Annotated in this window: 19 protein-coding genes; 8 read left to right on the forward strand and 11 right to left on the reverse strand. The window is 51.3% G+C overall.

The annotated features are described in order from the left end of the window. Positions 1-87 precede the first annotated feature (87 nt). The 4 genes from N7387_RS07965 to N7387_RS07980 all read right to left on the reverse strand — a co-directional run bounded on the left by N7387_RS07965 (position 88) and on the right by N7387_RS07980 (position 5838). Positions 88-1407 carry an HAAAP family serine/threonine permease gene (locus tag N7387_RS07965; RefSeq protein ID WP_262861666.1) on the reverse strand — a complete coding sequence of 440 codons (1320 nt, stop codon included), beginning with the start codon at positions 1405-1407 and terminating at the stop codon, positions 88-90. A 954-nt stretch (positions 1408-2361) separates the two neighbouring features. Continuing rightward, positions 2362-3681 (reverse strand): HAAAP family serine/threonine permease, encoded by a 1320-nt coding sequence (locus tag N7387_RS07970; protein WP_262861667.1) that lies wholly within the window; start codon positions 3679-3681, stop codon positions 2362-2364. Between the two features lie 894 nt (positions 3682-4575). Then, positions 4576-5184, reverse strand: coding sequence for an undecaprenyl-diphosphate phosphatase (gene ybjG, locus N7387_RS07975; RefSeq protein WP_262882391.1), 609 nt, complete (start codon positions 5182-5184; stop codon positions 4576-4578). A gap of 390 nt (positions 5185-5574) precedes the next feature. Continuing rightward, positions 5575-5838 carry a GrxA family glutaredoxin gene (locus tag N7387_RS07980; protein ID WP_004235784.1) on the reverse strand — a complete coding sequence of 88 codons (264 nt, stop codon included), beginning with the start codon at positions 5836-5838 and terminating at the stop codon, positions 5575-5577. A gap of 173 nt (positions 5839-6011) precedes the next feature. On the opposite strand from N7387_RS07980, the gene N7387_RS07985 reads away from it, so the two are divergent. The 3 genes from N7387_RS07985 (at position 6012) to rlmC (ending at position 8077) form a co-directional block, all read left to right on the forward strand. Then, positions 6012-6323 carry a YbjC family protein gene (locus N7387_RS07985; protein WP_262860105.1) on the forward strand — a complete coding sequence of 104 codons (312 nt, stop codon included), beginning with the start codon at positions 6012-6014 and terminating at the stop codon, positions 6321-6323. 105 nt (positions 6324-6428) lie between these two features. Next, positions 6429-6917, forward strand: a complete 489-nt coding sequence (locus N7387_RS07990) for a YbjN domain-containing protein (RefSeq protein ID WP_262860104.1) — start codon at positions 6429-6431, stop codon at positions 6915-6917. Between the two features lie 35 nt (positions 6918-6952). After that, a complete protein-coding gene (gene rlmC / locus N7387_RS07995) occupies positions 6953-8077 on the forward strand; it encodes a 23S rRNA (uracil(747)-C(5))-methyltransferase RlmC (protein WP_279798121.1) in 1125 nt (374 codons plus the stop codon). 63 nt (positions 8078-8140) lie between these two features. Here rlmC and artM read toward each other — a convergent pair whose 3' ends face one another. The 6 genes from artM to N7387_RS08025 form a co-directional block, all read right to left on the reverse strand. Next, positions 8141-8809 carry an arginine ABC transporter permease ArtM gene (artM, locus tag N7387_RS08000; RefSeq protein ID WP_262860108.1) on the reverse strand — a complete coding sequence of 223 codons (669 nt, stop codon included), beginning with the start codon at positions 8807-8809 and terminating at the stop codon, positions 8141-8143. Between the two features lie 2 nt (positions 8810-8811). Continuing rightward, positions 8812-9516: an arginine ABC transporter permease ArtQ gene (gene artQ, locus N7387_RS08005; protein WP_025153629.1), complete on the reverse strand. Its 705-nt coding sequence runs from the start codon at positions 9514-9516 to the stop codon at positions 8812-8814. A 15-nt stretch (positions 9517-9531) separates the two neighbouring features. Beyond that, positions 9532-10266: an arginine ABC transporter substrate-binding protein gene (gene artJ / locus N7387_RS08010; protein WP_025153630.1), complete on the reverse strand. Its 735-nt coding sequence runs from the start codon at positions 10264-10266 to the stop codon at positions 9532-9534. Positions 10267-10305: 39 nt separating this feature from the next. After that, on the reverse strand, positions 10306-11034 hold the full coding sequence (gene artP / locus N7387_RS08015; protein ID WP_262860102.1) for an arginine ABC transporter ATP-binding protein ArtP: 729 nt from the start codon (positions 11032-11034) through the stop codon (positions 10306-10308). A 118-nt stretch (positions 11035-11152) separates the two neighbouring features. Further along, positions 11153-12601: a DUF2867 domain-containing protein gene (locus N7387_RS08020; RefSeq protein WP_279798122.1), complete on the reverse strand. Its 1449-nt coding sequence runs from the start codon at positions 12599-12601 to the stop codon at positions 11153-11155. A 13-nt stretch (positions 12602-12614) separates the two neighbouring features. Further along, positions 12615-13514: a lysine exporter LysO family protein gene (locus N7387_RS08025; protein WP_262860100.1), complete on the reverse strand. Its 900-nt coding sequence runs from the start codon at positions 13512-13514 to the stop codon at positions 12615-12617. 236 nt (positions 13515-13750) lie between these two features. Here N7387_RS08025 and N7387_RS08030 point away from each other — a divergent pair, with 236 nt between their 5' ends. Genes N7387_RS08030 through macB form a run of 3 tightly spaced genes read left to right on the forward strand, consistent with a single transcriptional unit; the run spans position 13751 to position 18507 of the window. Further along, positions 13751-15433 carry an ATP-dependent endonuclease gene (locus N7387_RS08030; protein ID WP_279798123.1) on the forward strand — a complete coding sequence of 561 codons (1683 nt, stop codon included), beginning with the start codon at positions 13751-13753 and terminating at the stop codon, positions 15431-15433. Between the two features lie 14 nt (positions 15434-15447). Further along, positions 15448-16557, forward strand: coding sequence for a macrolide transporter subunit MacA (gene macA / locus N7387_RS08035; protein WP_025153635.1), 1110 nt, complete (start codon positions 15448-15450; stop codon positions 16555-16557). A gap of 3 nt (positions 16558-16560) precedes the next feature. Then, positions 16561-18507 carry a macrolide ABC transporter ATP-binding protein/permease MacB gene (macB, locus tag N7387_RS08040; RefSeq protein WP_279798125.1) on the forward strand — a complete coding sequence of 649 codons (1947 nt, stop codon included), beginning with the start codon at positions 16561-16563 and terminating at the stop codon, positions 18505-18507. An 86-nt stretch (positions 18508-18593) separates the two neighbouring features. On the opposite strand, the gene cspD is transcribed toward macB, so the two are convergent. Continuing rightward, on the reverse strand, positions 18594-18824 hold the full coding sequence (cspD, locus tag N7387_RS08045; protein WP_004235798.1) for a cold shock domain-containing protein CspD: 231 nt from the start codon (positions 18822-18824) through the stop codon (positions 18594-18596). Between the two features lie 258 nt (positions 18825-19082). On the opposite strand from cspD, the gene clpS reads away from it, so the two are divergent. Then, on the forward strand, positions 19083-19403 hold the full coding sequence (gene clpS / locus N7387_RS08050; RefSeq protein WP_015422570.1) for an ATP-dependent Clp protease adapter ClpS: 321 nt from the start codon (positions 19083-19085) through the stop codon (positions 19401-19403). Positions 19404-19436: 33 nt separating this feature from the next. Beyond that, positions 19437-21722 (forward strand): ATP-dependent Clp protease ATP-binding subunit ClpA, encoded by a 2286-nt coding sequence (gene clpA / locus N7387_RS08055; RefSeq protein ID WP_262882398.1) that lies wholly within the window; start codon positions 19437-19439, stop codon positions 21720-21722. The last annotated feature ends 27 nt before the right edge of the window (positions 21723-21749 follow it).

Below are 21749 nucleotides of genomic sequence, written 5' to 3' on the forward strand. Positions count from 1 at the left end.
GAAGATTCACGAAGCCGTTACTTTTCAGTTCCGGCTGATTATTGTTGTTGCTGTTGCCCGCCGGAGAGGGCAACAGTCATTTATTTATTAACCAAAAAACAGCTGATACAGATTGTAAAACACCGCTGAGATGGCAATGAGACCCATCACAACCACAAACAGATTACTCAGGTGACCGGCATATTTGCGCATCGCAGGCACTTTGCGGATGGCATACATCGGCATGATAAACAGCAGCATAGCGATGATCGGGCCGCCCAGGGTTTCAATCATACCCAGAATGCTCGGGTCTAATGTGGCAACAATCCAGGTGGTGACCAGCATAAACAGGGCAGTCAGTTTATTCAGTTTAGACGGTGCAATGCTTTTGCCCTTGGCGCGTAATGCTTTGTTAACCAGACCGTTAAAGCCTTCACGGGCACCCAGGTAGTGACCCAGGAATGATTTGGTGATAGCAATAAACGCGATGAATGGTGCGATATAGGCAATCATCGGGTTTTGGAAGTGGTTCGCCAGGTAAGACAGAATGGAGATGTTCTGATCTTTTGCTTCCTGCAGATTCTGCGGGGAGAGGCTCAGCACGCAGCTGAACACAAAGAACATCACAGTCAGTACCATCATAATATGGGCGTAAGCCAGAATGCGGGAGCATTTTTTCTCCGCATTTTCGCCGTACTCTTCACGCTTGGCGACAGCAAAGGCAGAGATAATCGGGGAATGGTTAAAGGAGAACACCATCACCGGAATCGCCAGCCACAGTGTTATCAGCAGACCATGACCGGTGACACTGGCCGTATTGCTGTTAAAAGTGAGGGTATCGAATACCGCGGTACTCCAGTGCGGGATCAGATACAGCGCCAGTACCATCAGAACCGCCACAAACGGGAACACCAGCACGCTCATTGCTTTGACAATCGCGGCTTCACCGAAACGGACAATACACATAATCCCGATAATCAATACCAGGGAGAGAATAATGCGCGGCGGAGCCGTCATATGCATCTGGTTAACGATAAAGCTTTCTACGGTGTTGGTGATAGCCACACTGTAGACCAGCAGGATCGGGTAAATCGCAAAGAAATAGAGCAGGGTGATCAGACCACCGGCTCTGGAACCGAAATGCTCTTCCACCACTTCGGTAATATCTTCGCCCGGATTTTTACCGGACAGCACGAAGCGGCACATACCGCGGTGTGCGAAAAAGGTCATCGGGAAGGCCAGCACGGCCATGATGATCAGCGGGATCAGCCCGCCGATACCGGCGTTAATCGGCAGAAACAGTACGCCTGCGCCGATAGCGGTACCGTACAGTCCGAGCATCCAGACGGTATCGGATTTACGCCATTTACGATAATCATTGCTGGTGTCAGTCTTGCTGACCACAACCTGCGGTTGTGTTGTATCCATAGAAGTCTCCAAAATGTACAACAATAACAACAATTAAAATTTTGCACGCTGATCTGTGCATTTATTCGTCTCTGAAATAGGGTCTATGTACGTAACCAGATAAAAAATAAGTAAAGCTAAAAAGTCACCCGCAATTGCTTACCGGTAAAAATAATAAACAGCAGCGACCTGATATCTGTAATGGATAAATAAAGGTCTCTGCAGTCATTCATATTCAAAAGTACCTGAAATTGATAACTCTCTTTCTGATGGTGAAAATATACTGTTTTTCAGTGGAAAACACCGTGATCATAGTCTCAAATGCTATAAATCACAGTAAAACAGGCTCTGTTGCAAAATTTGATAAAATTGTTAATCCGGGTTTACGGAATGGGGCATGCCGAAACAACATATGACGTTAAAAGCAGTTTAATAATGTCGTTATTTTTTATGTTTTATTTAAAAAAATTAATTTATTCATATATTAATAAATATATCCGTTGCGTAATACGATCTTATTTCAGAATATAAGCAGGCCGGTTTTTTCCGGATAAAAACCCTTTTATAAGCAGGGTTTTTATTTGTAGTTGATTGTTTTAAATGAAAAAATGGCGTTTCAATTTCGGCGGTGATAATGCCGCGTATATGACGAAAATCAGACAGTATAAAATATGGCGTTATATAATGAGTATATTGTCTGTGCCGGATTATTAGAATAATTATTTTAATCGCGAATTAAGTAATCTGAGTGATACTGATGACAGATAAAACAGAAATGTTAAATAAATACCAGAATAATATTCTGCGAACAAAAATAGTACTGTCACCAGTGAAAAATGTGGTCTGAAAAAGAACAGCAGTACCGGTGATAATTAAGTCCGGATAAAAAAAATACCGGCGTGCGGGCCGGTATCGCGCCGGTATCAGCAAAACCCGGCAGGTTGCCCGCCGGAGAGGGCAACAGTCATGTATTTATCAGCCAAAAAACAGCTGATACAGATTGTAAAACACGGCTGAGATGGCAATGAGACCAATCACAACCACAAACAGGTTACTCAGGTGACCGGCATATTTACGCATCGCAGGGACTTTGCGGATAGCGTACATCGGCATGATAAACAGCAGCATAGCGATAATCGGGCCGCCCAGAGTTTCAATCATCCCCAGAATGCTCGGGTCTAAGGTGGCAACAATCCAGGATGTTACCAGCATAAACAGCGCAGTCAGTTTATTCAGTTTAGACGGTGCAATACTTTTACCTCTGGCGCGCAGTGCTTTGTTAACCAGGCCGTTAAAGCCTTCACGGGCACCCATGTAATGACCCAGGAATGCGTTGGTGATAGCAATAAACGCGACTAACGGCGCGATATAGGCAATCATCGGATTATGAAAGTAGTTCGCCAGGTAAGACAGAATAGAGATGTTCTGATCTTTTGCTTCCTGCAGATTCTGCGGGGAGAGGCTCAGCACACAACTGAACACAAAGAACATCACAGTCAGCACCATCATGATGTGAGCGCATGCCAGAATGCGTGAGCATTTTTTCTCTGCATTGTCGCCATATTCCTGACGTTTTGCGACACTGAATGCGGAAATAATCGGCGAGTGGTTAAAGGAGAACACCATCACCGGAATCGCCAGCCACAGCGTCACCATCAGACCGCGTCCGGTATCACCGGCAGTGTGACTGCTGAAAGAGAGTGTATCAAATATCGCGGTATTCCAGTGCGGGATCAGGTACAGCGCCAGTACCATCAGAACCGCCACAAACGGGAATACCAGCACGCTCATTGCTTTGACAATCGCAGCTTCACCGAAGCGGATAATACACATAATCCCGACAATCAGTACCAGTGACAGAATAATGCGCGGCGGAGCCGTCATATGCATCTGGTTAACGATAAAGCTTTCCACGGTGTTGGTGATAGCCACACTGTAGACCAGCAGGATCGGGTAAATCGCAAAGAAATAGAGCAGGGTGATAAGGTTCCCTGCTTTGGCACCGAAATGCTCTTCCACCACTTCAGTAATATCTTCACCCGGATTTTTACCGGATAAGATAAAGCGGCACATACCGCGGTGCGCGAAAAAGGTCATCGGAAAGGCCAGAAGGGCCATAATGATCAGCGGGAGCAGCCCGCCGATACCGGCATTAATCGGCAGAAACAGGATACCGGCACCAATGGCGGTACCGTACAGTCCGAGCATCCAGACGGTATCGGATTTACGCCATTTGCGGTAATCATTACGGGTATCAGTCTGACTGACCACGACCTGTGGTTGTGTTGTTTCCATAGATGTCTCCAAAATTTGCAACAATAACAACGAAAAAATGCACGGTGAGCTGTGCGCAAAATGTGTCTCTGAAGCAGGGTCTATGTACGCAACCGGATAAAAATAAGTAAAACGGGAAAATTACCTGTAATTGCTTACCGGTAAAAATAATAAACAGCAGCGGCCTGATATCTGCAACGGATAAATAAAAGCCTCTGCATTAATGCATATTCAAAAGAATCTGAGATTGGTGACTGTCTTTTTGTAGTGAAAATATACTGGTTTTTAGTGAAAAACACTGTAATCTTCATCTCATTTGCTATAAATAACATTAAAACCGGTCGTGTTGCAATATTTAATAAGGTTGTTAATCTGTTTTTGCGGAATGAGGTATGCCGAAACGGCATAGGAGGTCAGATATTCTGCAATAATGTTATTTTTGCCTGTTTTTTATTTAAACAAATTTATTTGTTCAGATGTGAACTAGTATATGCGTTGCACAATATTGCATTATGACAAAACACATTATCACACTAAATAAAACTATTTAATGAGTGTGGTTTTTTATGTTATTTGTTGTTTTTAAACGTAAAATAATTTTTTCGTTGAGTTTGTGGTGATTAAGGGATATGCAGGAAGTCAGGCAGTATGAAACAAGGATTTTTATAATAGACGTACTGTGTATCCGGTATGATTAAAATAATTTTTTTAATCACGAATTAAGTGGTCCGGTGATATTGATGAAGAACAGAACAGAAATGTTAAATAAATACCGAAATAATATTCTATGAACAAAAATAATGCTGTCAGCAGCGAAAAGTGCGCTTTAAAAAATCGCCGGTAATCGCCGTCATTAAACAGAGATAAAAAAATACCGGCATACGGCCGGTATTTCAGGATTTATTTTTGTACAGGTTACCCCTGCACCCAGCCTTTACGGATAGGCATGGCAAAACAGTACCGGTAGAGCGCCTGCAACCGGTTTTGCAGTGCCGGACCGAACAGGCTCCAGAGCAGCTCTGTCAGTGCACAGGAAATCAGTACCGTGATAAAGGCACCCAGCATATCCACCGGCCAGTGAACGCCGAGAAAAACCCGCGACCAGGCAACAATCAGTGCCGGGATCATCAGCAGCAATCCTGCACGGACATTGCACCAGAACAGGCAGCCCAGTGCGAAGGTAAACACAATAATGCCGTGGTTGCTCGGGAACGAGGCCGTCGGTGCGTGATCAAGGAAGCTGTGGCCGAACGGTTCGGCAAACGGACGGGCATGCGGCCAGAGTATGCCGATAACCCAGGAGGCGGCGAAACCGATCAGCAGCGCAATGGCACTTTTGCAGACAGCGCGGCGCTGACGGGCCATATTCTCAGGCGCTCCCCGCAGCCAGAACCCAGCGGCAACAACCGGAAACAGCAGAACCAGATATTTTGCCGCAAACGTGGCGGCAGTAATCATGGTATGAGACGTTTCCGGCGTGGCATTGAGCAGGAGAAAAAGCGAATGATTCAGATTTTCCAGCACAGCAGACTCCTTAAAAAACACACCGTATATATCCGGTAATAAAATGACGGGTCAGGGTAGCCGTCTTGTGCATCAAGGTAAAGTAAAAATGTCTTGGTTAATCGTGCTATTACGTAACATTGCAGAAAACTGACAAAATCTGAAATAACAACAGGCGGGATAAACAGCAGGCAATAAAAAACCCGATAGTTAAAACCAAATTGGTGACTATCGGGCTTCCTCAATCTTGGGGATATTCAAAGAAAAGCAGTGGCACTTATTCAGACTGCGCCCCGGTAAGAAAGTTCGAAAAAAGATTAAAAAAAATGAAAATAATTTTTTGATGTTGAAAATCAGTGGGATAGAGAGGGGCAAATAAGCCGTTTCCCGGGCGGGAAACGGCCGGATAGCTTAGCTGAACAGGCCGAGATTGGCTTTTGCGTAAGCTTCGAAATCCGTGCAGCCACCGATGTGCTTTTCATCGATAAAAATCTGAGGAACGGTTTCAACCGGTTTGCCGACGGTGACAGATAAATCTTCTTTGCTGATGCCTTCCGCGTGAATATCAATATAGCGATAGTCGAAGTCATCACGTTCATTTTTCAGTTTTTCTGCGAGTTCTTTCGCACGAACGCAATAAGGACAACCCGGACGGCCAAAAATAACGGTATACATGAAAAGCTCCTTCATTCATCAGTAACACCGGAAGCGGTGCTTTAATGGGATAAATTATGCCTGTATCATAGCGGATAGAAAAGAATGTTGTGACGATTTGTGCGGTAGTCCGCACCAATGGTTCAGTGACTACCCGCAGTGCGGATATAAAAAACAGAATCACAGAGGATAATATGACCAGAAAGCAGCCGCGACAAATGCGTTCATTAGGGGATATGCCGCGCCCGGTAATTATCTGCGAGGTTATCGGTGTGATATTACTGGTGCTGGTCTATCTGGCGGTGAATGATTTTATTTCGCTGCCGGGCTTTATGAGCAGCAAGAATGCCCTGATGGTAATGGCGTTTGCCGGCCTGGGATGTCTGGTACCGGCGGCAATCAATATTGTCTGGCGGGCCATCAGCGCCATGCCGTCTGTTGGTATCGACAGCAAAAGCGGGGCAGCCAAAAAGACCCGGCAGAATAAAAATGAAAAAAAGCAATAAAACGTTATTCCCCTTCACGTTTTTCAGCTAAGATCCGTTATTGGTCTGCGGGTGACGGTTTTCCCCGCTGTACTTTTGTTTTTCCGGTTAAAAGGCTTCAGGTTCATGATCATTCCCGATCTCACGATATTACGCACATGGCTGGATCAGCTGAAACTCGCCTGTTTTGAGTGTGATTCCTGTCAGGCACTGCATCTGCCGCATATGCAAAATGTGGACGGTGTGTTTGATGCCAAAATTGATATCCTTGACGACATGCTGGTATTTTCGGCGCTGGCGGAAGTCCGCCCGACGGCGATTGTCCCGCTGATTGCCAACCTGAGTCAGATCAACGCCAGTTCGCTGCTGGTCAAAACCTTTATGGATATTCAGGATTCCGCCATGCCGAAGCTGGTGGTCTGCTACTCACTGCCGCTCAGTGCCGGGCTGACATTTGAGCAGTTCTCACTCGCCCTGCAACTGATGGAAGAGCAGGTCGGCGCAGTGATTTTTGAGCTGTTCAGTAACAATATGCTGTTTGATCCGAATGATGCGGAACCGGAAGATGAAGAAAACTTCCGCACTGATTCCGTTCCTTCTCCGGTGATCCACTGATTATCCGCACCACTTTCGATATCCGGGACACCATCATGCATTGCCCTCAGTATTCCGCCGGCCGCTGCCGCTCCTGTCAGTGGCTTGAAAAACCCTATATTCAGCAGATTGATGATAAAGAGCAGGATCTCCGCGCACTGCTCTCGCCGTTTGCCGTAACAAATTGGCTGCCGCCGGTCCGCAGCGCGGAAACCGCGTTCAGAAATAAAGCCAAGATGGTCGTCAGCGGCAGTGTGGAGCGCCCGGTGTTCGGGATCGTGACAGATAACGAGCCGGTCGATTTATCGGATTGCCCGCTCTATCCGCCGCATTTTGCCGCAGTGTTTGCCGCGCTGAAACCCTTTATCGCCCGTGCCGGACTGACGCCGTACAATGTGGAACGCCGTCGTGGTGAGCTGAAATTCCTGCTGCTGACCGAAAGCCGCGCCAGCGGTAAAATGATGCTGCGCTTTGTGCTGCGCTCAGAGAAAAAAGTGGCGCAGTTACAGGCCGCGCTGCCGTTTTTACAGGCGCAACTGCCGCAGTTATCGGTGATTTCCGCCAATATCCAGCCGGTCGCGATGGCGATTCTGGAAGGGGAGCAGGAAATTATCTTTACCCCGGATGCGGTGCTGGAAGAGACCTTTAACGGCATTCCGCTCTATATCCGTCCGCACAGCTTTTTCCAGACCAATCCGGCGGTTGCCGCGCAGTTGTATCATACCGCCGGACAATGGGTGCGTGAATTGGGCATCACCCGTTTATGGGATCTGTTTTGCGGTGCGGGCGGATTCGGCCTGCACTGTGCGGATAAATCCACACAACTGACCGGGATTGAAATCAGCCCGGAGGCGATTGCCTGTGCCACCCGTTCAGCGGAAAAAATGGGGCTGGAGAATGTCACCTTTCAGGCGCTGGATTCCGCGCAGTTTGCCCTCGCCAAATCCGCTGTGCCGGAACTGGTGCTGGTGAACCCGCCGCGCCGGGGGATCGGGAAAGCGCTGTGTGATTACCTGAATACCATGGCGCCGGAGACGATTATCTATTCCAGCTGCAATGCACAGAGCCTGGCACAGGACCTGGCGCATCTTACACAGTATCAGCCGCAGCGTGTGCAGCTGTTTGATATGTTCCCGCATACTGCACATTATGAAGTGCTGGTGCTGCTGACCAGAAAATAATAATGAGAGAATAAAAAAACGGGGCTGCAATTCACATTGCGGCCCCGTTTTCGTATGAGCGGATCAGTTACGGTGTTCGAATGCCAGCGCGCGGCGTTCAATCAGACGCATCGCGAGCGTCAGCAGGCTGTTGACTGCCAGATAAATAATCCCCGCAGCAATAAAGACGTTCAGATCGTAATCCTGACCAAACAGGCGGCGGCTGTAGCCCATTACTTCAAGCAGTGAAATTGTCGTGGCCAGCGAGGTACTTTTGAAGATCAGCACCACTTCGTTGGAATAGGACGACAATGCACGTTTAAAGGCATAGGGCAGAATAATCCGCATGGTCTGCTTCTGTGACATTCCCAGCGCCTGGCAGGATTGCCACTGACCCGGCGGGATCGCTTTCACCGCGCCGTAGAACAGCAGTGTCGAATAGGCCGCACTGTTGAGCGCCAGTGTCACCATGGCACAGAGCCACGGGGAGGACATCAGTTCCCACAGCAGCGGATAGTTTTTCAGCCCTTCAAACTGTGCAGGCCCGAAATAGATCAGGAAAAACTGGACCAGCAGCGGCGTCCCGGTAAACAGGGTGATATACCCCTTGACCAGCGGTGTCAGAACCCGCGGCTTGAGAGAGAGTACCAGTGTAAACAGCACGGACAGCAGAAACGCCGTGATCAGTGCGGTAAACGTCAGTGACAGACTGACCGGCAGGCCCGGCAATACGGCAAGAATATAATCAAATATGCTCATTGGCCGCTCCGTTCAAAACGTGTGGTACGCAATTCAATACGTTTGAGGATGTACTGACTGACCAGCGTGATGGCGAGATAGATAAGCGCCACAATGCTGTACCAGGTGAAAGGTTCTTCAGTACGGCGGGCAATGCTTTGAGTTTGCAGCATCAGTTCGTTGATACCAATCAGGTACACCAGCGCGGTATCTTTCAGCAGAACCAGCCACTGGTTACCCAGTCCCGGCAGGGCATGCCGCCACATCTGCGGCATGACAAAGCGGAGGAAAATGGTGGTACGGCTCAGACCGAGTGCCTGACCGGCCTCGCGCTGTCCGTCCGGTACCGCTTTCAGCGCACCGCGCAGGGTTTGTGATGCATAGGCCGCGTAGAGCAGAGACAGGGCGGTGATACCGCTGAAGATCGGCACATACGGGCCGTTATCGATCTCAAGCGTCAGGGTGAAGAAACCCAGATTGATACCGTCGCTCAGCCGGAAAATCACTTCCTGTGTGCCGTAATAGACAAACAGAACCACAAGCAGCTCAGGTAAACCACGGATCAGCGTAACAAGACAGGTTCCGGCAAAGGCGACAGGTTTCCAGCGCACGGTTTCCCAGAGGGTAAACAACATCGCCAGCACCAGACCAATCAGGAGTGCAGAAACAGCAAGGCCGACGGTTACCCCGGCGGCGCTTGCTAAAGAGAGAAAATCGTTCATTAAATTTTTATGTTATTACTCAAACCATTTCTTATAGAGGGTATCGTAAGTACCGTCCGCTTTGACCTCAGTAAGCGCCTTGTTGAGTTTGTCTTTCAGCTCGCTGTTGCCCTTGCGGACCGCAATAGCCAGGCCGGTGCCGAAATATTCCGGATCGGTGACGCGCTCACCCACGGTTTTCAGATTGTCGTTGCTCTTCAGCCATTCATTGATAACAGCTGTGTCACCGAAGACAGCGTCAATACGTCCGCCTTTCAGATCCAGTACCGCGTTCTGGTAGCTTTCATAAGGCACAATTTTCATGTCCTTAAACTGCTCCATCAGGTATTTCTGATGCGTGGTACCGTTCTGGATACCAATCTGTTTCCCTTTGAGGCTGTCAATGCTATCAAATTTGCCCGCAACTGCAACGAAAACAGCAGAGTTATCATAATAGGTATTGGTGAAATCAACCTGCTTCTGACGCTCAGGTGTGACGTCAATTCCGGCCATCAGCGCATCAAAACGCTTGTATTTCAGGCTCGGGATCAGGCTGTCAAACGCCTGGTTGGTGAAGGTACATTCCGCATCGATTTTGGCACACATTGCCTGAGCCAGATCCACATCAAACCCGACGATTTCGTTTTTCTCATTCACGGTTTCAAACGGGGCATAACTCGCTTCTGTCGCGAAACGGATTTTTTCTTTTTCTGCCGCCGCTGCGGAGAAAGCAAACGCGCCGATTAATGCGGCAATAACCAGTTTTTTCATAGCAACATCCTATTTTTAATGTTCAGTGGCAGAAAATAATCAGTGTGACAGATAACCGGCAAATGCCTCTGTCTGCGGCGTGATAAAGCATTGGGCGCTGCCCTGTTCCACGATGCGGCCGTTTTCCATATACACCACTTTGCTGGCGGTTTTACGGGCGATATCCACTTCGTGAGTCACGATCACCTGGGTGATCCCGGTTTGTGACAGCTCTTTAATAATATCGACGACCTGAGAGGTAATTTCCGGGTCCAGTGCCGCTGTCGGTTCATCGAATAACAGTACCTGCGGTTCCATCATCAGGGCGCGGGCAATCGCCACACGCTGCTGCTGGCCGCCGGATAAATGCAGCGGAAAACGGTTTGCAAAATCGGTCAGACGCAGACGTGTCAGCAGTTTTTCTGCTTTTGCCTGAGCGGCTTCTCTGGTCAGCCCCAGCACCCGGACCGGCGCTTCTGTCAGGTTATCCATGACGGTCAGATGCGGCCACAGGTTATACTGCTGAAACACCATGCCGACGTTCTGACGCAGGGAACGGATCGCTTTGGCAGACGGCGCGGTGGTAAAATCAAAATGGTGATCCGCAATGGTCAGTTCACCGGAACGCGGCATTTCAAGCAGGTTCAGTGCCCGCAGCAGGGAACTCTTACCGGCACCGCTCGGCCCGAGCAGAACCATGGTTTCTCCTGCACCACATTCCAGGTTGATATCAAACAGCGCCTGATGCTGTCCGTAAAAGCAATTGATGTTTTTTAATTGAATACTCATGCTGTAATTCTGCATACTCAGTGACGTTGAGTGAATATTAACGCCGTGAGAATAAATATGCAATTATTTCTGCATAAAAAACTACTAAAAAAGCAAGCTAATGATTTTTACTGCGTGATTATGTCTTCTCAGATGCCGGGAGGACGTATGCTGCCGCCCGTTTGACGATGGTTTTCGCCATGCCTTTAAAGATGAATAAATGAGCAGGCATCATGGCGAACCAGTAGAGCAGCCCGCTGAATCCGGCGGGATGCCACCAGGCACGGACATCCAGCGTCCGCTGGTGGCCGTGGTCGCGGAGGGTAAAGGTCAGCCGTCCCAGTCCGGGGGCTTTCATACCGAACAGCAGGGAGAGCTGCTGCCGGGGTTTCACGGTGATCACTTTCCAGCCGTCGATTTTATCCCCGGGTTCGAGGGTATCGCGATCAGGGCGGCCGTAAGTGACTTTATTACCGCACAGGTCATCCAGACGGGCGCGGACTGACCACAGAATATTGGCGTAAAAATAGCCGTCTTTGCCGCCAATCTGCTGCACAACATGCCACAGGGCATCGGCGGAGGCAGACGTATTCAGGGTAAAACCAGCCTGTTTGGGATAAAAACCGAAGCCCGGCCGCCAGCGGGCGCGGACTTCCGGGTCATAACCCCAGTCTTCATTATCCACGGCATCCGCTTCATCTTTAAGGGTCTTGCGCACAGCATCATCAAAACTGAGCAGCGTCTGCGGGATCAGCGCCTGAAGCGGCTTTCCGTCGCCGGGCAGATCATATTTCAGACCCATAATCAGCTCTTTGGCAATACCTTCCGGCACCGTGGTGATCAGCCGCAGAAAGTGGACTGAAATCAACCGCAGCGGGATCGGCAGCGGGATCATCAGCCGTTTTTTGCCGCTGATGGTAATAAAGTGGCGGAACATCTCCAGATAACTGAGGTAATCCGGCCCTGTGGCATCAAAACGGCGGTTGTCGTCAGCGGGATGCGCCAGCAGACCGGTCAGGTAATTCAGCAGGTTTTCCAGTGCCACCGGCGAGGATTTTGAGCGCGCCCAGCGCGGCGGGGTCAGGATCGGCAGGTTGTACACCATGTCGCGCATGATCTCGAATGCCGCCGAGCCTGGTCCGACAATAATGGCAGCGCGGATCTCGGTGACCGGTACGCGGCTGTCCGCGAGGATTTTGCCGGTCAGCCTGCGGGCAGCGAGGTGCGGGGAATCGCTGTCTTTGTGCTGCATGGCGCTCAGGTAAATCACTTCCCGCACCGCGGATTTATTCAGCATTTCCTGCACGTTTTCCGCCGCCAGGCGTTCCCGTGCCAGTAAGTCCGCCTCATCCGTCATGCTGTGGACGAGGTAATACACCACATCAATATCCTGAAACAGGGTTTCCAGGGTGGATTTATCATACAGATCCGCATAGCAGCAGCGGGTGTTTTCCCAGCCCTGTGCCTGCATCCACTCCACCCGGCGGGCGGCGGCAGTGACCTGATGACCGGCAGCAATCAGCTGCGGGATAAGATTCTGTCCGACATAACCGCTGGCACCCAGCACTAAAATCCGTTGTTGTGGCATACGTTTTCACTCTTCAGGTAAACAGGGCTATCAGCACCGGGGCAAACAGACTGAGGACAAAGCCGTGCACAATCGCGGCCGGGACAATCGCCACACCGCCGCTGCGCTGCAATACCGGCAGGGTAAAGTCCATCGTGGTGGCACCGCCGAGGCCGAGTGCGGCGGCGCGGTGGCGGTTGATCAGCAGCGGGATCAGCATAATCGCGGCAATCTCCCGCGCCAGGTCGTTAAAGAAGCCGACACTGCCGAGCACCGGGCCGAAAGCGTCTGTCAGCAGAATACCGGACAGCGAATACCAGCCGAAGCCAGAGGAGAGCGCCATCCCGGTTTTAACCGGCAGCCCGGCAATCAGTGCCGCGAGTGCGCCGCCGAGCAGCGAGGTAACCACCACAATCAGCGAGACCAGCATACCACGGCGGTTGATCAGGATCTGGCGCAGCGTCATGCCGCTGTTGCGCAGCTGGATCCCGACGAGAAACAGCAGGAAGATCAGCGCGTATTCACTGGCGGCCCCGGCAAAGGCGAGAAACGACCAGCCGAATAACCCGGTGGCAAAGCCAACCAGCAGCACACCACACAGTTGCAGGGATTCCAGCACCATATGCAGGCGGGAAGGTGGTTTTTGCTGTTTGTGAGCCGGCACCTGCCACGGGTATTTTTTGCCGTATAAAAACAGTCCGGCGAGGTTACAGCCCAGCACCATCACGGAAAAGGTCAGCGTGTACTGCACTATCACCAGCAGATTTGTCCCGAGGTTTTCCACCAGCGCCAGGCTTATCCCCATCAGAAACAGAATCACATACACCATCGCGCTCAGACCGCGGCCGATGATTTTTTTCAGTGCCGTGCTGCTGACCGGGATGAGATAACCCGCAATAAGCGGGGCGAGAATAATTAATAACCCTGAATACATGTGTGTCGTTTCCGTAAAATAATACTGCCTTTACTTATGTTCGTGTCAGTCTCTGGTTAAAAAGCAGACGATTATAGCGGCATTCTCACCAGAATTGCTACGTATCCCTCTGTTTTTGTGTTTAGTATAAGTCAAAACCGTTTTTATTTATTACATTGTGATAATACTTTATTGTGATCATTATTGTGACAGTATTGTCATAAAACAGGCGGTATCCGGCAAACAGTGAGGGAACTATGATTCTGGAAAGAGTGGAAATTCTGGGTTTTCGCGGCATTAACCGGCTGTCATTACCACTGACCGGCAATACGGTTCTGATCGGTGAAAACGCCTGGGGGAAATCCAGCCTGCTGGATGCCCTGACGCTGACGCTGTCACCGCAGGCGCTGAATGCGAAATTTGTCCTGAGTGATTTTTATCACGCTGCCGACAGCGACGCCGGGCCTGTCCGCCATCTGCAGATTGTCCTGACATTCCGTGAAACCCGGCCCGGACGCTCCCGCTCCCGCCGTTTCCGTGAACTGGCGCCGCTGTGGCGTACTAACGGGGATGAGTATCTGCGGATCAACTACCGTGTCAGCGCGGATCTGGCGGATGACAACACCATTACCAGTCAGCGCACCTTTCTGGATGAGGCCGGTGAGCCGCTGCTGCCGGCGGAAACCGATAAGTTTATCAGCGAAATTATCCGCCTCTATCCGGTGCTGCGTCTGCGCGATGCCCGCTTTATGCGCGGTCTGAAAAAAAATGTGCCCGATTGTGAGGATGAGGAATATGATCTCCGCACACAAACGGAGACCTTCAATAACCGGATGGCGGATCTGACCCGCGCCCTGGTGAGCAACCCGCAGACACTCTCCAATGATGATTTGCAGGACGGCCTTGAGGCCATGAAACAGCTGCTCAGCCACTACTTTGCCGAGCAGGGGGAGTATCTGCTCGATCGGCGTAAAGCCAAACGGCTGAATATCGAACCGCGTCAGCGGGCGTGGCAGGCGCTGGAAGGGATTAACCGTGTGGTGGCCGGCCCCAATCAGCGTAATGTGCGGCTGATTATCCTCGGCATGTTTGCCGCGCTGCTCCAGTCCAACAGCGGTCTGAAGCTCGACCCCTATGCCCGTCCGATCATTATCGTTGAAGACCCGGAAACCCGCCTGCATCCGATCATGTTGTCGGTGGCGTGGGGTCTGCTCAATCTGTTTTCCTTACAGCGCATTACCACCACCAACTCCGGCGAATTGCTCTCACTGGTACCGATTCATGATATCTGCCGCCTGGTGCGGGAATCCACCCGTGTTGCCGCTTACCGGCTGGGAGAAAATCATCTGTCGCCGGAAGAACTGCGGCGTATCTCATTCCATATCCGCTTTAACCGCCCGTCCGCATTGTTTGCCCGCTGCTGGCTGCTGGTGGAGGGAGAGACGGAAATCTGGCTGATGAACGACCTGGCAAAACAGTGCAATTATTACTTTGAGACCGAGGGCATCAAGGTGATTGAGTTTGCCCAGTGCGGTCTTAAACCTTTGTTAAAGTTTGCCAACAAAATGGGTATAGAATGGCATACGCTGGTTGACGGCGACGAAGCCGGTAAGAAATATGCAGCCACTGCCGCGCATTTCTCATCGGGGCTCAATGATGTCGAGCAGGACAGACTGACCCGTCTGCCCGCGCCGGATATGGAGCACTTTTTATATCGCGAGGGGTTCAGCCACCTGTATCACCAGGTCGCGGATATTCCGGAAAATATAAAAATGCCGGCCCGCCGGGTTATAACCAAAGCGATTCACCGCACGTCGAAACCGGATCTGGCGATTGCAATTGCCAACAATGCGGCGAGCCGGGGTGTGGATTCTATCCCGCTGTTGCTGCGCCGGATGTTTTCCCGCGTGGCATGGCTCGCCAGAGGGCGCGCTAACTGAGGAACAAGGTGTTAATGAAAGCAGTTTCAACGAAAAAAATAGTGACCGCCGGCATTCTGATTATTCTGATCGCCGGCGGTTTCTGGTTCTTCACCCGCGAAGACGCGCCGGTCAGCTATATGACAGCGGATGTGCAGCGCGGCACACTCGAAAAGAAAGTGATGGCCACCGGCAAGCTGGATGCGCTGCAGAAGGTGGATGTCGGTGCGCAGGTCAACGGACAGTTGCAGACCCTGAATGTCAAAGAGGGAGACTTTGTTAAGAAAGGGGATCTGCTGGCGGTGATCGACCCGGTCAAAGCACAGAACGTGGTGATTGAGGCTGAGCAGACGGTCAGTGAAATCAAAGCACGGCTGAAGCAGGCAGAGGCGGAGTATGCCTTTGCACAGGCGACCTATCAGCGGCGGCTGGCACTGGCAAAAACACAGGTTATCTCAAAACAGGATGTGGACGAGGCGCGGCGCAATATGGATGTGCAGCGTGCGGCGATTGACACCTACAAAGCCCAGGTGGCACGCAATCAGGCCACACTCGATACCGCCCGCAATGATTTGCAGTACACCAATATCCGTGCGCCGATGGACGGTGTGGTGACGGAGCTGAAAACCTTACAGGGCCAGACAGTGATTGCCATGCAGCAGGCGCCGACTATCCTTTCCCTGGCAGATCTCGATACCATGCTGGTGAATGCGGAAGTCTCCGAGGCAGATGTGGTGTATCTGAAACCCGGCCAGAAAGCCACGTTCAGCGTGCTGGGCGCGCCGGACAAATCCTTCAGCGGTGTGATCACCGATATCCTGCCGAAACCGCAGAAAATCAATGATGCTATTTTCTATTATGCCCGTTTTGAAGTCCCGAACCCGCAGCATGTGCTGAAACTGGACATGACCGCCCAGGTCACTATCGCGCTGGAAAACCGTGAAAACGTGCTGAAAATCCCGCTGGCGGCACTGGGTAAAGAGATCTCCCCGACCGAATACGAAGTACAGGTGCTGGTGAATGGTCAGCCGGAAACCCGTCAGGTGACACTCGGCACCCGTAATGATGTGGAGGCTGAGGTGACAAAAGGTCTGACAGAGCATGAGAAAGTGGTGACCGGTATTGATGACGGCACAGCAGGATAATTCATGAGCGCATTATTAGAACTGCGGAATATTTACCGCCGCTATCCTTCCGGAGACAGCAGTGTCACGGTGCTGGATGATGTCTCGCTGACTATCCGTGCCGGAGAAATGGTGGCGATTATCGGTCAGTCCGGTTCCGGTAAATCCACACTGATGAATATCCTCGGCTGCCTGGATACGCCGAGTGACGGGCACTATTTTGTTGCCGGGAAAAACACCGCAGAGCTGAGCGGTGATGAACTGGCGGCGTTGCGCCGCGAGCATTTCGGCTTTATTTTTCAGCGTTACCATCTGTTATCTCACCTCAGTGCGGAACAGAATGTGGAAATGCCCGCTATCTATGCCGGACTGAGTGCCCGTGAGCGCCGTGAACGGGCCGCAGCGCTGTTGCAGCGCCTGGGGCTGGGGGAGCGGCTGATTTACCGGCCGGGACAGCTCTCCGGCGGACAGCAGCAGCGTGTCAGTATCGCCCGTGCCCTGATGAACGGCGGGGAAGTGATCCTCGCGGATGAACCGACCGGCGCACTTGACAGCCAGTCGGGCAAAGAGGTGATGGCGATTCTGCGCCAGCTCTGTGACGCGGGGCATACGGTGATTATCGTCACTCATGATCCGTCCATTGCCGCACAGGCGGCGCGGATCATTGAAATCAAAGACGGGCACATCCTCAGCGACAGCGGATCAGTCATTAATCCGCAGGCGAAGGTGCTGGCCGCGAAACCACCGCTGAAAAGCAGCGCGTTCAGCCGTTTCCTCGGCCGCTTTAATGAAGCGCTGCTGATGGCGTGGCGGGCCATGGTGGTCAACAAGATGCGGACACTGCTCACCATGCTGGGTATTATTATCGGGATTGCCTCCGTGGTGACCATTCTGGTGATCGGGGATGCCGCCAAAGCGCTGGTGCTGTCGGATATCAAATCCATCGGCACCAACACCATTTTTGTCTATCCCGGCAAAGACTTCGGCAGTGATCCGGGACAGGATCAGCAATCCCTGAAACCCGGTGATGTGGATGTGATCCGCCAGCAACCTTACGTCTATGCGGCATCGGCCGAAATTGAGAACGGCGCGCGTCTGCGCAGAGGCAATCTTGACTCCGCAGCCCGTGTCACCGGGATCGGGCCGGACTTTTTCACCGTGTATGACATGCGTTTCGGTGAAGGGCGTGCATTCTCTCCGGAGATGTATGCGCGCCGCTCTCAGGTTGTCATCATCGATATGAATACCAAACGCAAGCTCTTTCCGCATCAGAATAATGTGGTCGGGGAAATGCTGCTGGTGGGCAATATGCCGGCAACGGTGGTTGGTGTGATTGCAGATCGCAAATCCATGTTCGGTAACTCGAAAACCTTACAGGTCTGGATGCCGTACACCACCCTGACCGGGCGGCTGATGCAGCGCAACTATCTGGATATGATCTCCGTGCGTATCCGTGACGGTTACAACACCAAAAATGCGGAAGAGCAGCTGGTGCGGCTGATGACGCTGCGCCACGGCAAAAAAGACACCTTCACCTACAACCTCGACAGCATTGTGAAAACCGTGGATAAAACCACGACCACCATGCAGCTCTTCCTGACCCTGGTGGCGGTGATTTCGCTGGTGGTGGGCGGTATCGGGGTGATGAACATCATGCTGGTCAGTGTGACGGAACGCACCCGTGAAATCGGCATCCGCATGGCAGTCGGTGCGCGGGCAGGGGATGTCATGCAGCAGTTTCTGATTGAGGCGGTGCTGGTGTGCCTGATGGGCGGGGCTATCGGCCTCGGGCTGTCTTATTCCATTGCCTTTGCCGCCAAAATGGCACTGCCGGACTGGGAGTTTGTCTTCCGCCCGGCGGCAATTATCAGCGCGGTGCTCTGTTCGACGGCGATCGGGATCGTCTTCGGCTTTTTGCCTGCCAGAAATGCGGCTAAACTTGATCCTATTGATGCACTGGCGCGGGAATAGCCGCGCACAGTCTGAAAATACGAATACGTCGCGGAATGACGATTGACATTACCGCGACGATCCGCATAATTTTGTTAAATACCGTGTTACGGCGCTGTGGTGTCGTCATCTTCAGTAACCGGAATAATCACACTGACGTGATGCCCTTTTGGTCCCTGAATGGTGTCATAATTCACTTTCTGACCCGCCTTCAGCGTGCGGTAGCCGTCCATCTGAATCGTCGAATAGTGTACAAAAATATCGTCGCCACCATCCGACGGGCAGATAAACCCGAAACCCTTGGCGTTGTTGAACCACTTAACAGTACCTGTTTCCATACTGTTACAACCCTCATCTGTCAAACGATTGAAAAATGCTGCACAATGCACCATATGATCCATAATACTCAGTAACGAAGTATCAGCAGCACATGGATATACTGGTTACGTTGTACATTATTTATACTCTATTGAATTAGAGGGCAACGTCAAGCCTTTGTTTACAGCAACACTGTATTGACCTGTAAAGTCTGATACAGATAACGCTGAGTATTGATACGCCTGATCAGGCGTTCGTTTTCTATAACCGGAATAGCAATGAGTCACTATCAATCTGAATCACAAACGGATGTCACACTCAGGGAAAAAGCGCTGCAAAAGATACAGCCACCGTCAATGTACAAGGTGGTTTTGAACAACGACGACTATACCCCTATGGACTTTGTGGTTGAAGTTTTGCAAAAGTTCTTTTCTTATAATGTTGATCGTGCGACGCAGATTATGCTCGACATCCATTATCAGGGAAAAGGGATCTGCGGGGTATTTACCGCTGAAATCGCTGAAATGAAAACAACCCTGGTCAACACGTACGCGAAAGACAACGATCATCCGTTGCTGTGTACACTCGAGAAGGTATAAGAATACACTTTGTTTCTCTGAATGGAGGTGCCTATGCTCAATCAAGAATTAGAGCTCAGTCTGAATATCGCCTTTGCCAAAGCAAGGGACAACCGGCATGAATTTATGACCGTAGAGCACCTGCTGCTGGCGTTATTAGGTAACAAATCAGCCCGTGAGGCGCTGGAAGCCTGCCGCGTTAACCTGGCCATTCTGCGCCAGGAACTTGAGCATTTTATTGAACAGACCACACCGCTGCTGCCGGAGGGGGATGATCGCGAAACCCAGCCGACACTTAGTTTCCAGCGCGTGTTACAGCGTGCGGTCTTCCATGTTCAGTCATCCGGACGCAATGAAGTCAACGGTGCGAATGTGCTGGTGGCCATTTTCAGCGAGCAGGAGTCCCAGGGGGCTTATCTGTTGCGCAAGCATGATGTCAGCCGTCTGGATATTGTGAATTTCATCTCTCACGGCACCACCAAAGGTGAGGATGAAAACGAGAGCGGTCCGTCCTTTGATGAACCGTCACAGTCTGCCGCCGAAGAGAGTACCGGCGGCGAGGACAGCCTGGATAATTTCACCACCAATCTGAATGACCTGGCCCGTAAAGGCCAGATTGACCCGTTGATCGGCCGTCAGGCGGAGCTGGAGCGCACCATTCAGGTGCTGTGCCGCCGCCGTAAAAATAACCCGCTGTTTGTCGGGGAATCCGGGGTCGGTAAAACCGCGATTGCGGAAGGACTCGCCTGGCGTATCGAGCAGGATGATGTACCGGAAGTGATCAAAGGCTATACCATTTTTTCTCTGGATATCGGCTCACTGCTGGCCGGTACCAAATACCGCGGTGATTTCGAGAAGCGCTTTAAGGCGTTGCTGAAAGTGCTGGAGAAAAACGAAAAAAGCATTCTGTTTATTGATGAGATCCACACCATCATTGGTGCCGGTGCGGCATCCGGTGGTCAGGTGGATGCAGCAAACCTGATTAAACCGTTATTATCCAACGGGAAAATCCGGGTGATAGGCTCTACGACCTATCAGGAATTCAGCAATATTTTTGACAAAGATAAAGCGCTGACCCGCCGTTTCCAGAAAATTGATATCAATGAACCGACTGCCGATGAAACCGTGCGCATCATTAACGGCCTGAAAGCCAAATATGAGGCACACCATGATGTGCGTTATACCGCGAAAGCCATTCAGGCAGCCGTGGATCTGTCGGTGAAATACATCACTGACCGCCATCTGCCGGATAAAGCCATTGATGTTATCGATGAAGCCGGGGCAAGAACCCGTCTGATGCCGCTGAGCCGCCGCAAGAAAACCATCGGTGTCGGCGAAATTGAGGCGATTGTGGCGCGGATCGCGCGTATCCCGGAAAAAACCGTGTCCAGCAGTGATAAAGATCTGCTGCGTAACCTCGACAGCCGCCTGAAAATGCTGGTCTTCGGTCAGGATCCGGCGATTGATGCCCTGACGGAATCCATCAAAATGAGCCGTGCGGGTCTGGGGAATGAGCAGAAGCCGATAGGTGCCTTCCTGCTGGCAGGGCCGACCGGGGTCGGGAAAACCGAAGTCACTGTGCAGCTGTCCAAAGCAATGGGGATCAAACTGCTGCGTTTTGATATGTCCGAGTACATGGAGCGTCACACCGTCAGTCGTCTGATTGGTGCGCCTCCGGGCTATGTCGGGTTTGATCAGGGCGGGCTGCTGACAGATGCGGTTATCAAGCATCCGTATTCAGTGGTTCTGCTGGATGAAATTGAAAAAGCGCATCCGGATGTCTTTAACCTGTTACTGCAGGTGATGGATAACGGGACGCTGACCGATAATAACGGGCGCAAAGCGGATTTCCGTAATGTGATCCTGGTGATGACCACCAACGCCGGTGTGCGTGAAACCCAGCGCAAAGCAATCGGGTTTACCGAGCAGGACAACAGCACTGACGCGATGGCAGAAATCAAACGGGTGTTCACACCGGAGTTCCGTAACCGTCTGGATGGCATTGTTTGGTTTAATGCGCTGTCGCAGCCGATTATCGCTCAGGTGGTTGATAAGTTTATTGTTGAACTCCAGGCGCAGCTGGATGCGAAAGGTGTTTCCATTGAAGTGTCCGCCCGTGCCCGCACATGGCTGGCAGAAAAAGGGTATGACCCGGCAATGGGCGCACGTCCGATGGCTCGTGTGATTCAGGATAAACTGAAAAAACCGCTGGCGAACGAATTACTGTTCGGTGAGCTGGTGAACGGCGGTTCGGTGATTATCGATCTTGATAAGAAGAAAGATGAACTGACTTACCGTTTCAGTGCCCTGAAAGAGAAATCCGGTGACCCGGTAGCCTGATGAAAACGATCACCACAGGACACGCAC

The organism is Morganella sp. GD04133 (assembly GCF_029835375.1).
GTDB lineage: Bacteria > Pseudomonadota > Gammaproteobacteria > Enterobacterales > Enterobacteriaceae > Morganella > Morganella morganii_B.